The following is a 13,522-nucleotide window of genomic DNA, read 5'->3' as shown; positions in this document are numbered from 1 at the left end:
AACTCTATTCTGAACGTAAACTTTTTACAGGATTGACTATAGCCGCTTTAATACTTTGATAACTAACGGTAACAACAGCCACTACAATCGCAAGCACAGCCGCAAGGGCGAAAATGCCAATTCCGATTTCAATTCGATATGAAAAATCTTCAAGCCATTTATTCATTACAAACCAACCTAAAGGCAAGGAAACGAGGATAGCAATCCCAACTAACTTTAGAAAATCTACCGTAAGCCTATATGAAATTTGACTTACAGTAGCTCCTAATACTTTTCTAACGCCGATTTCTTTCGTACGCTTTTCGGCATTAAAGGCAGCTAATCCAAATAATCCCAAGCAAGCAATGAAAATGGATAGAATAGTAAAAATGAAAAATATTTGACTCAGCTTTTGTTCGCTTTCGTAAGTAGTATTAAAAGCCTCATCCATAAAGCGATAATTGAACGGTTGGCCTGGTGCCATTTCATTCCATTTATTTTCAATTGCAGCGATTGTATTTGAATAATTACCCGCATTTAATCTTACCGCCATGTTCTCTGTACCGTGTTCTATAAATAAACCAAGAGCACCTATGTTCTCACGTAATGATTCGAAATGAAAATCTTTAACAACACCGATTACAGTATAAAACGATGGATTCTCTAATTCTATATCCTCAGAAATACGTACACCTAGAGCCTCTTCTGCCGTAAGATTTAGTATATCTAACGTAGCTTCATTAATAATTACCGATGATGAATCTGTCGGAATTTTTTTATTGAAATCTCTACCAGCAACAAGCTTCATCTGCAATGTTTTTATATAATCGGTATCAACATCCCAAGTTTGCATTTGAATAGCATGCTCTTGTTCCCTAGCACCTTCTTGAAAATATGAACTATCGGAGCGCCATGACGGAGTAGGGTAAAAATTACTAATTGTAACGTTTTCAACATTACCTTGTTTTAGTATTTCGGCTTTAAATGCTTCGGCTTTATTACCCAAAGGAAATGTATCATTTAATAACAGTACTTGGTCTTTACTAAACCCAAGGTCTTTACCCTGCATGTAATTCAATTGTTGAAAAACAACTAGCGTACTTACAATTAAAAACACTGAAATAGAAAATTGAAAAACTACCAAGGCGTTTCTTATTCTTCCACCACCTACACTTTCAGTAGCTCCGCCTTTTAAAGATTTTACTGGAGAAAACCTCGACATAAAAAATGCAGGATAACTGCCTGACAAGAGCCCCAGCAAAACTGTTGTTAGTAACAAAACAATCCAGAATAATGGCTGTGCGTAGGGTATAGCAATCGACTTGCCCGAAAATTCATTAAAAAAAGGCAAAATTACCACTGTAATTAAAAGGGCTGCAATTAGTGAAACGAATGCTATTAACCCAGATTCTGTTAAAAATTGAAATACTAAATGCCCTTTATTAGACCCCAATGTTTTACGAACACCAACTTCTTTTGCTCTTTTAAGAGAATGTGCCGTTGATAAATTCATGAAATTGACACATGCCAGAATGATTAAGAACATTCCTATAAATGAAAGTATATATACATCTTGTATACTGCTGGTCGCACTCATTTCTGAGTGTCTGTCAGAATACAAATGTATGTCGGTTAATGCCATTGTATGATACCGAATGTAATTACCAGATGCCGCAAAAGATTCTGCGGTCATACCCGGAAAGTATTTTTGAGCCCAGGGCAACATATATTTTTCCAACATACCTTGTAACGGTACCTGAAATTCAGCAACGGAGGCTTCAGGTATCAACTTTACAAATGTAAAATAGTTATTGCTGCCCCAAAGTTCTTCTCGAGATGCAACATTGCCAGACATTGCCAAGAATACCGTATAATCATTTAAAAAAGAATTCTTCGGTAGGTCATCAATTACGCCAGTTACAGTATAGACTTTGTCATTATCCAAAATCATGTTTTGACCCAGCGCATCCTCAGCACCATAGTGCTTTTCAGCAGTTGCTTTTGTGAGTACTAAAGAATTTGTACCAGTTAAAGCAGTCTTGGGATTACCTACTAACATATTGATTCCGAAAAAATCAAATAAAGTAGAATCAGCATAGGTTACTTGTAATTCTTTAGTATTTGTATCACTACCTGTTTTCTTTAGATACATACTACCTAAAGTTCTAAACCTAACGGTAGATTCTACTTGTGTATAATCTCTTTTTAAGGCCGCTGCCATTGGTGGTGCAGCTTGTGCAGCCTTAATTTCCGCTCCTCCGAATTTAATATCGGCATCTATTCTATAAATACGATCGGCATCGACAAACATTTTATCATAACTCAATTCATCATAGATATATAATGAAATAAGTAGTGCACCAGCCATACCAATAGCAAGGCCAAATGTATTTAGAAATGTAAAAAAGGCTTGCTTTTTTAAACTTCTCCAAGCGATTTTAAGATAGTTTTTGAACATGATTCTCGTTTTTTGATGCTTCGACTTCGCTCAGCAGAGGTTGATGATGGTTGGCGGTAATTATTGCCATCTATTTAACAAGCTCTAATTTCATGCCACACCTTCAACTTATTGATTTATAGATATTTAAGTGTTTAATGATTTTCGAAACTGTAAAATAATTGGACAAAAGATGTATAATATATTTACAAATACAGATGTAAAAACAAATTATTAAAGTTGTCCGCCCCGCACATAATTAGAATTTTCTATTGGACATGTTATAAAGCTATATTTTATTCTGTGCGCAAGCTTTTAACTGGATTCGTTAAGGCTGCCTTAAGTGTCTGATAGCTAATAGTTAATATAGTAACCATCATTATACCAAGTATTGCCAATGCAAAATACCACCAATGCACTTCGGTCCTATACGCATATCCCTGCAACCAACTTTCCATAACATACCATGTTATTGGTGTAGCTATGATACCGGCAATCAAAATGAGTTTTAGAAAATCAATCGAAAACAAGGCAAGAATTTCAGTTACATTACTCCCCAAGACTTTTCTGATACCTATTTCCTTTGTACGTTGTCCAACAAAAAATAAAATAAGACCATAAAGACCTAGACAACCAATGACTATTGCAAGCCCCGAAAATGTTTTCGAGAGAGACAAATACCGCTGTTCATTCTGATATTGTTCTGCCACACGCGCATCTAAAAAACGGTATTCAAAAATGTAATCTTTAAACACTTCTGACCACGTATCATTCACTTTAGCAAGTGTATTTTTAGTAGTTAAGTGATTTATTTTGACTGCTATTTCACTATAGTTATTGCTTACAGGGGCAATAAAAACAGGACTAATCGCCTCTGAAAAGTTATTGCTGTGAAAATCTTTAACAACCCCAACAATAGTTGCCTTCATAGTTTCACCGTTGAGTGAAATCTGCTTACCTATCATTTCTTCTGGCGAGGACAATCCTAGTTTTTCACCTAGTTTTTCATTTACCAAAACCTCGTCAATTGAGTCTCTTTTAATAAAATTTCTACCAGCTACTAAAGGAATATTAAAGGTTTTGATAAAATTCTCATCTCCTAGTTTTGCTTGAATACTGAATTCTTCATCTTCAGGCCTTGTATGATATTTCACATTTGTACCCCAATTACTTTCAGAACCGCCCGGACTGCTCAAACAACTTGAAACACTTATCACACCAGGTATTTGCTGTAACCGATCTCTTAAACTTAATAAGTTATCTTCCTCAATATCGTCAGGAATTTCTAACATGACAATAGATTCCTTATCAAAACCTAAATCTGAACTAACTGCATAATCAATTTGCTTTGCTATAATTATAGTGACTGTCAATAACATTATGGATATTACAAACTGGGCAACAACCAAAATTTTTCTTGTATTGCTTCCTCCTGCTGCATTATTATTAAGTTTTCCTTTGAGTGCCAAAACGGGAACAACCTTACTCATTAAAATTCCAGGATAACTTCCTGACAAAAAAGAAACCAATAAAAGAATACCTCCTAAAAAAGCAATAAATGGTAAGCTCCATAAATCATAGAACGATAACTGAATTTGAAAAAGGGAATTAAATGATGGCAAAAATAAATACGCTAACAAAAAACCTAGAACCAATGCAAAGAGACTAATTATGAATGTTTCTGAAATGAACTGCCAGAACAAATGGTGTCTAAAACTGCCCAGTACTTTACGAATACCTATTTCTTTAGAACGATAAAAAGCCTGTGCCGTAGAAATATTGATAAAATTAATGCAGGCAATAACTATCAAAAACAGTCCAATAACTGCAAAAATCCATAGGAGTATAGGATTAAGTCCGCCGTAATCTGCATTAAAATGTATATCTGATAGTGGTTGCAATTTGTAAAAATGCTTATTCTTGCTTTCTGGTCTATACTTTTTAGGTAATTCTAATAAGGCATTTTCAATACCTGCTATATTCTGGTCTGGTCTTAACAATGTAAAACATTGTAGATTACTAGTTATTCCTCCCCAGTGTTCTCCTGCGGCAAACTCAAAAAAATCTTCAACATTAGAAAAAGAAACAAAAATTTCAGTTTTTTGAAAAGTAGTTCTTGGAAGATTTTTAAGTACTCCCGTTATCTCAATGGTTTTATCATTTTCCAATACAAAGGTTTTACCGACAACATCTGTATTTCCAAACATCTTTTGGGCTATACGCTCAGTAATTACGGCAGTATTTGGAGCAGATAGGGTTATAGCATTACTGCCATTTATAAGGGGAAAATTGAAAATCTTAAAAAAATCTTCCTCTACAAAGACAATATCCTCTTTAAGCTTAGTTATCTCAGTATCCTTTTTAGAATCAACCACCAAACCGTCTAAGAGTACCATTTTGGCTACTTGTTCGGTATAATCGTACTCTTCTCTGAAAACCTTTGCAAATCCTGGGGGAACACTAGCTTCATATTCAATTTCACCCCTGTTTTCTTCGGTATTAAGTCGGTAAATTCTATCTGAATTCGCATGAAAATTATCAAAAGAAAAATTATAGGTTATGAATAGGTATATAAGAATACTACTACCAAAACCAATCGCCAACCCCACTATGTTTATGGTGGCAAAAACTTTTCTTTTGACCAAATTTCGCCAAGCGATTTTTATATAGTTTTTAAACATGATTTTCGTTTTTTGATTTGATGATTGATCTAGTTACCTAAAAATATCTTTCCCTTCATTAATATCATTAATCACTCCATCAATATAGGATAAGAAACCTTTATCTGTCGTTGTTGATTTTGCCGATTCACAAAATTGCAATGCTTTCTTTTTCTTGTTTAAATAAAAGTAACCGCTTACCATACCAAGATGAGCATATACATCATCAGGGTTTTGATTAAAATTAGATTCGAATATTTTAAATGCATCATCGTGTTTATTTTGAAGATTTAAATCAATCCCATAATTTACCAATTGCTCTGATGTAGCTAAGGGAAATCCCTTTTTCATAACAGAATCTGCTTCTCTTTTTCGATTTAATTTTTCAAGAATTCCTGCATAAGTGGATAATGTTTTAAAATTAGTCTCTCCAAAGTAAGAATTGATAGAGCGGTCAGACCAACTTAAGGCTTCCTCCAAATTCATATTGTTCATTAAACAATAATTGGCCGCCATATGAAGGTTTTGCCAATAGCGATAGAATATTCCTGAATCTACTTCTCTTCTAAATGATTCTATCTGTATTTTATTTATGTCAGCAGAGATCTTAAATGGAATTTTAATTTTTTCCCATTGCATAGAAATAACTGCACTATTTTCTGTTTGGTCAACAAATTCATATTTAAGGCGTTCTACGCTTTCTTCAACGTTTTGTACATCAACTTCAACACGTAGTGCATCATCTTGTTCTTTATAGTAAAAACTCCCCCATGCCTTGCTGAACCTTGAAAAAACCAAAGTGGCATTTTCAGTACCCATAGCAATAAAAAACCCGTATTTACCTTTCGCCAACAATTTGTCTTCAATAAAGACATCTGTTGAAAATTCAATGGTAGTATTCTCATTAGCGCCAGCCCGCCATGGAGCTGATTTACTGGTGCCATAACCTAAATCATCAAATCCATAATGTACCAATTGGCCCCAAATCTTTCCTTCACGCCCGTTAACTGCTGGTCTTGAATAATTAATTTTTATTTCTGTAATTCCTATATACTCAGAAACAGATGCTTTTTTATTCCCATCTGGAGGTAAAGTAATCTGGGAATACAATCCTGAAATGGAATAAAAAATAAGACAAATAGTAATTGAAAAATTCTTCATAATTCAAAATTTAATGTTAGATCAAAATACTAAATCATTCCGTACGCAAACTATTTACCGGATTAGCAATGGCTGATTTTAATGACTGAAAACCTACCGTAACAAACGTAATTACAACTGCAAAACCACCCGCCAAAGCAAATACCCACCATTGTATTTCTATGCGATAGGTAAAGTCTTTTGTCAATAATTGAACTACTGACCCAATGCTTGCTCCCAATACTTTACGAATACCTATCTCTTTTTTCTTCTGTTCTGCCACAAATGAAACAAGTCCGAAAAGTCCTAAACAACTTATAAGAATGGCTAGAATAGTAAATACAATAGAAATTTCTCCTAAACGCTTCTCTTCATCATATAGCTTTTCAACCTCTTGGTCTACAAATCTATAATCAAAGGGTACATTATTAACCGTTGCTTTCCATTGCTGTTCCAAACCTTCCAATAATTGTTGATAATTGGTTGTCTGTGTTTTTATAAATAACCAGTTTGGTTCATTTTCCTTATGTAGAAATAATGGTGCTATCTCATCTTTTAACGATGCAAAGTGGTAATCTTTTGCAACCCCAATAATCCGCATTTCATCAGTCTCATCTCCAAAACTTTGGATAAGCCTTGCACTTAAAGCATCTTCTTCCTTAATATTAAAAATTCGTAATGTCGCTTGATTTACAATAATCTGATTTGTAGAATCCGCAGGAGTAAAATCCCTTCCAACCACTAAAGGAATATTCATGGTTTCAAAATAACCTTCGCTAATGCCCTGTCTTTTTACTATCGTATTATTCTCACGATTTCCACCAGGTAAATACAAGCCATTATCATTTAAAATGACTTCAGATGGTGCGTAATTTCCACTGGAAACTTTTAATACTCCCGGTATATTCAGAAACGATTTTTTAAGAGATTCAAACTTACTAGAAGCTTCGGCCGTCCCTATTCTTAGTGCCAAAAGATTCTCTTGCTCAAACCCAAGGTCTTTGCTTTGTGTAAACCGAAACTGTTGCGTTACAATAATTACCGTAGCCACTAAACTAAAAGAAATTACAAATTGAAATACCACCAACGCTTTTCTAAAGTTACCGTTGCCCGATTGTAAAATGGTTGAACTCTTAAGTGCATTAATTGGTTTTATACTGGATAAGATGATTGCTGGATAAATGCCCGACACGAACCCCGTAATGACACCTAAGACAATTAAAATTGAACCTATACGCCAATTCAATAAATCTTGGTAACCTAAACTAGCATTGGTAAGTTCATTTATCAATGGTAGAAGTAGAATGGTAATGGGAATACTAATGAGCATTGCGAAAAATGACAATAGAAAAGATTCCCCTAAAAATTGTCGCATTAAACTATTGGTGCCGGCACCCACAACTTTTCGAACCCCTATTTCTTTTGCTCGTTTACTAGCCCTTGCTGTACTAAGATTTATAAAATTAATACAAGCTACCAATTGAATAAAGAAAGCTAGGGTAAGTAAAAAATAAAGATATTTGATGTTAGAAACTTCATGAATCTGATTTTTTCGCCCTTCGGAATACAAGTGAATTTTTGTTATGTTTTGTAAGGATAATATTTTTCTATCCATACCCGCATCTTTGAGGTCATCAGCACCTCTTTCCTGTAAAAATCCAGGGAGTTTACTTTGTAATCCTTCGGCATTGCTATTTGGTTTTAATTTCACATAGCTATACACAAAATTATTAGTAGCAAAACTCTTAAAATTTTGAACAAAAGTTCCAATACCCGGGGTACTCATGCTCACAATATAATTCGGATTTAGATGTGACTTTCCAAACGATTCGTCAAAAACACCTTTAACCGTTAATGTCTGAGCATCATCTCCGCTACCCCATGTTACCGCCTTACCTAAAGCTTCTTGATTACCGAATAATTTTTTGGCCAAATAGGAAGATAGTACCAATGAAAAAGGTTCGTCTAAAGCTGCTTCTTGTGTTCCTTCAATAAATTTATAGGTAAACACTTTAAAAAAAGTAGAATCGGCCATATAAACTCTAGGTTCATAATAAGCATCTTTGCTATCAGCAGCGCCGATTAAATTACTAAAAAACACATCTGTCAAGAATGCTCGTGTAACTTCCTCAACTTCTGGAAAGTCTTCCTTTAAGGCAAAAGCAATTGGTGGCGATGCAGCCGCCGTATCAAAACTTTCTTTACCATTTCTCTCAATAACGGTCTCTACCCTAAAAATGCTTTCTGCGTTTTCATGATGCTCATCATAACCAAATTGAGAAAAAACATATAATAAAATGGCAAGACAACTAACCGTACCAACGGTAAGACCTAGTAAGTTTATAATGGTCTGTTGCTTACTTTTTAACAGGTTTCGCCACGCAATTTTAATATATTGTTTAAACATGATTCTCGTTTTTTGATGATTGATGATTTATTCGGTTTTCAAGCTTTCTACAGGGTTGTTCAAAGCAGCTTTTACGGTTTGGAAACTTACCGTAACCAATGCAATTAACATAATCGCGATAAATGGTAAAACGAAATAACTCCAATGAACATCTATTCTAAATGCATAGCCTTGTAGCCAATTATCAGTTGTAAACCATGCTATAGGAATGGCAACCAAAAATGCAATTACTAGTAAGTAAGCAAATTCTTTATATAGCAGTTTCAATATGCCAACTACAGAAGATCCTAAAACTTTTCTAATACCAATTTCCTTTGTTCGTTGTAAGGTGGTGAAAGAAGCCAGACCGAATAATCCTAAACAGGCAACTAAAATCGCCAACCCGGTAAAAAGACCAAACACCTTCCCAAAGCGTTGGTCTGCTTGATATTGGTCATTAAAATGATTATCTAAAAAGAAATATTCATACGTATTTCCTGGAAAAAATTTATTCCATTCTGTTTTTACTTGAGCTATCGTCTGTGCTACATCTTCAGAATTCTGTTTAATTGTAAAATAGCCTTGCAAGGCGGGTATGAGCCTTAATACTAAAGGCTCATAAGGTAATCGTAAGGATTCTTGATTAAAGTTTTCCGAAACTCCTATAATTGTATATTGATTTCCCCAAAAATCAATTCGTTCTCCAATTGCTTCATCAGGGTTGTTAAAACCCAGTTGAGAAATACCCGCCCTATTGAAAATAACTGCTTCTGGATCGGTACTATACTCTTTTGAAAAGGCACGACCAGCGATAAGTTTTAATCCAAACTGAGGTATATAATCATAATCAACGCCAATGATCCTATATTGCTTGCCGAACTCTTGATCCTGAGAGACTAATTTTATTCCACCTGCGTTCCAATTTACAGGTTGGCCTGGGACTGTTGTTGAAGCAGCTATACTTTTTATAGAAGGATATTTCAATAAATTATCTTTAAAGGCGGTCATTTGGCTCAAATAAGTAGAGTCTAAAACAATTGGAGGTACTATAACAAGTGTTTTTTCTATATCTAAACCCAACGATTGTTTACGCATAAATTGAATTTGCTCATACACTGTTGTTGTGCCAATTAATAGAAATAAAGATGCCGCAAATTGCAAAACTACCAATGATTTTCTTAAAAGAGCCCCTTGTTTGGTACTTACCATTTTACCTTTTAATACCTCAATAGGTTTAAATCTAGACAAGACAAATGCAGGGTAAGCACCCGATAGAAATACCCCAACCACGAATAACCCAATTAAACCATACCAAAATGTACTTTTCGCAAACAAAGCAAAGGAAAGTTCTTGACCCGATAATTGATTAAATGACGGTATCATAATAATCATTAAGCCTAATGCAACAACCAAAGCCATTGTATTAAATAATGCCGATTCAAAAAAGAATTGTGTAATTAATTGTTTTCTATTAGAACCTACAGCTTTACGTATACCTACTTCTTTTGCCCTGCCTATAGCTCGTGCCGTCGCCAAATTAATATAATTTACCCATGCTATAATTATGATAAAAAAAGCAATTGCAAGTAAAAGATATACGGTTTTACCATCACCCGTAGGTCCCGGCTCCATCATAAAGTGAGACTTTAAATGTATATCAGTAATTGGCATTAATGAATACTTAGCAGAACTATTGGACTGTTTGGCAAAATCACTCTCATTTTCTGAAACAATTGCTGGGAATTTTGCTTCAACATGGTTGGCATTAACACCTTCCTTAAGCATTATATAAGTCAGACAACCATCCCAATCCCACGCATTTTCTGGAGTTTGTTCGCCATTCGAATTTGTTTCTACCATTTCAACGAATGATGCATATGACGCCAAAAAGTTTGGTTTTAATTGGGTATTCAATGGCATATCTTTAAATACTCCTGTTATACGATACCCTTTTTCTCCGCTAATGGGCAATGTTTTACCTATTATATCAGTACTTCCAAAAACCTTTAACGCCATAGTCTCTGTTAATGCAGCTGTACCAGGTTCACTTAAAACAGATGCAATATCACCAGCGATTAATGGATAAGAAAATACCTCAAAAAATGAGTTCGTTGTAAAATAAACTTCATCTATTTTTAAAGTTTCATCCTTAAGTTCTACAACTATATCGGCAGTCTCTACAACTTTTACATATTCTTCTATTTCTGGAATCGCTTCTTTAAAGGTATTCCCTACGGCAAAGGCTCCGCCTGCCCATTCAGTCTCAAGCTTGCCTGCATTATAGCGTTCTTGCTTTACCCTATAAATACGATCCTTATTTTTGTGAAAATTTTCATAACTCGTTTCGAAAGCTACATACTGTAAAATCAATAAACAGGAAGTTATGCCTATTGCTAGCCCACCTATATTTATTGCAGAATAGGCCCTGTTCTTGATTAGGTTTCGCCATGCTATTTTTATATAATTTTTGAACATGATTCTCTTTTATAAAGATTGATGATTTATTCCGTACGTAAGCTTTTTATAGGATTTGCTCTAGCTGATCTTATCGCATGATAGCTTACGGTTAATATGGCCACTGAAAGCGCAATTATTCCTGCCAAGGCAAAAATCCACCAGCTAATTTCAATTTTATAGGCGTACACATTTAGCCATTTATTCATGGCATACCATGCAAATGGTGTTGCTATTAGAATCGATATTAATACCAACTTGATAAAATCTTTTGACAAAAGGGTGACAATACTAGAAACCTCTGCTCCCAATACTTTTCGTATTCCAATTTCTTTAGTTCGGAGCATGGCACTGTAAGTAGCCAAACCAAACAGCCCCAAACAAGCTATTAATATTGCTAAAAAGGAGAAAAGCGTAAACAGCTCTTTAAATCTGAAATCGGCTATGTATTGTTCATTAAAACTATCGTCTAAAAAACTATAGAGAAATGGACGGTGTGGCGCTAATTCAGCCCACTTATTTTCAATTTTACCTATAGCTGCAGCCATGTTTTCTGATTTTATGCTAAGGGATAAAAACCTACTACTACCAGGTTCATATCGTAAGGCAAGTGGAGCTACTTTTTCATGAAGGGATAGGTAATTAAAATCTTTCACAACCCCAATTATTGTACCTGACTTACCCCATTGTTCAAATTTCTTTCCTAGGATATTCACAGGATTCGCATATCCAAATTCCTTTACAGCTGCCTCATTTACTATCATGGATGAGATAGTATCTGCCGGAAAATCTCTAGAGTAAGCTCTACCAGCCGCCATTTCTAATTTATAATGGGGAATGAAATCAACATCTATCTCGTATAGAAATGGATCATAATTTAGCATTTCACCCTCCTTACTTTCAATATTTGTTCCAGCAGCAGGAAAATGAGCACCAGGCACAGTCCTTGAAGCAGAAGCTGAGGATACTTCTGGTAATGTCAAAAATTCATTTTTGATGGTTTCCAAATTTTCACGAATAGCACTGTCATAATTAAAATCTATAACCAGTTGCTGTTCCCTATCGAAACCAAGGTTCTTATCCAACATAAAACCCAATTGAAAATATACGATTACAGTACTCGCGATTAATGCTATCGAGAGACTAAACTGGAATATCACCAAGCCTTTTCTAAGGTTAACTCCCTGTGGTGAAGAACTCACAAGACCTTTAAGTACACTTACGGGTTTAAAATTTGACAAAATAAATGCAGGGTAACTACCCGCTAACAAACCGGTAACCAAAGCCGTTCCAAAATAAAGTAGTAATGTATTTGTATTAAAAATATTTTTTATGGCAAATTCCTTGCCTGTAATATCACCCATCCAAGGAAGACAAATAGATACTATCAAAAGACCTATTGATGCCGATAGAAAAACCATAATCAACGACTCACCCATAAACTGATAGATGAGTCCTTTTTTATCTGCTCCAATGGCTTTCCTCACCCCAACTTCCTTGGCACGTTCCATAGATCGAGCTGTGGCCAGGTTCATAAAGTTAATACTGGCAATAATCAGAATAAACAGACCAATTATGGCAAAAATATAAATGTTGGATAAGCTTCCCGTTATACCTGGTTGACGAGCTGCTTTAGAATTTAAATACGCATTTTTTAAAGGTTCAAACGAAACGTTATAATAATATTCCTTAGATTCTTCTGGAAGCCTTGTTTTCAAGAAGCTGGGCATCTTGGCCTGAAAAGCTTCCAAATTAAAATTATCATTCACTAAAAAGTACGTGTAGAAATCTACGTAGCCCCATGATTCAAAAATACCAGGCCGGGTTTGATAAAAAGAACTCATGGAGAGTAACACATCAAAACTAAAATGTGAATTGGAAGGCACGTCTTTCATCACTCCAGTAACGGTATACATTCCATCATTCGCTCTACCCCCAACACCATCGACAGTTTTACCCATTGGGTCTTCATTTCCAAAGTATTTTTTTGCCGTACTTTCCGTTAGCACAATAGAGTAAGGTGCTTCTAATGCAGTTTCTGGATTACCTGAAATCAATGGCCAACTGAAGACATTAAAAACCGTAGGATCTACATAAAAACAATTACTTTCTTGAAAAGAGTTATTGTTATATTCAAGCAATACATCTGATCTACCTGAAAATTGAACCTTCTCTATCACTTCAGAAAAGTCAGCTTTCAACGCAGGACCAACAGGAGCATTACCCCAGATCCATTGATCATCTAAATCCTCAGACCCATTATGATGTACTACCCTATAGATATTATCACCCTTTTCATGATAGGTATCGTAAGAGAGTTCATTGTTTATGAACAATGCTATCATTAGAAAACATGCCATACCAATAGCCAACCCCCCGATATTAATTACCGAATAGCCTTTGTTCTTGATTAGGTTTCGCCAAGCGATTTTGATATAGTTTTTGAACATGATTCTCGTTTTTTAA

Annotated in this window: 6 protein-coding genes; all 6 read right to left on the bottom strand. The window is 35.0% G+C overall.

The window, feature by feature from the left end:
• Positions 1–4 precede the first annotated feature (4 nt).
• Positions 5–2,437 (bottom strand): ABC transporter permease, encoded by a 2,433-nt coding sequence (locus AAC084_RS02895; protein ID WP_339836642.1) that lies wholly within the window; start codon positions 2,435–2,437, stop codon positions 5–7.
• Between the two features lie 275 nt (positions 2,438–2,712).
• Positions 2,713–5,097, bottom strand: a complete 2,385-nt coding sequence (locus tag AAC084_RS02890; protein ID WP_339836639.1) for an ABC transporter permease — start codon at positions 5,095–5,097, stop codon at positions 2,713–2,715.
• A 33-nt stretch (positions 5,098–5,130) separates the two neighbouring features.
• Complete coding sequence (locus tag AAC084_RS02885) at positions 5,131–6,237, bottom strand: DUF2911 domain-containing protein (protein WP_339836636.1); 1,107 nt, start codon at positions 6,235–6,237, stop codon at positions 5,131–5,133.
• A gap of 34 nt (positions 6,238–6,271) precedes the next feature.
• Positions 6,272–8,623 (bottom strand): ABC transporter permease, encoded by a 2,352-nt coding sequence (locus AAC084_RS02880; protein ID WP_339836634.1) that lies wholly within the window; start codon positions 8,621–8,623, stop codon positions 6,272–6,274.
• Between the two features lie 27 nt (positions 8,624–8,650).
• Entirely contained in the window at positions 8,651–11,077 is a 2,427-nt protein-coding gene (locus tag AAC084_RS02875) for an ABC transporter permease (RefSeq protein ID WP_339836632.1), read from the bottom strand.
• A 26-nt stretch (positions 11,078–11,103) separates the two neighbouring features.
• Positions 11,104–13,506, bottom strand: a complete 2,403-nt coding sequence (locus AAC084_RS02870; protein ID WP_339836629.1) for an ABC transporter permease — start codon at positions 13,504–13,506, stop codon at positions 11,104–11,106.
• Between the last annotated feature and the right edge of the window lie 16 nt (positions 13,507–13,522).

Source organism: uncultured Maribacter sp., from assembly GCF_963977385.1.
GTDB lineage: Bacteria > Bacteroidota > Bacteroidia > Flavobacteriales > Flavobacteriaceae > Maribacter.
Note: the sequence above shows the minus strand (reverse complement) of the source record. Positions and strands in the feature narration are given on the sequence as shown.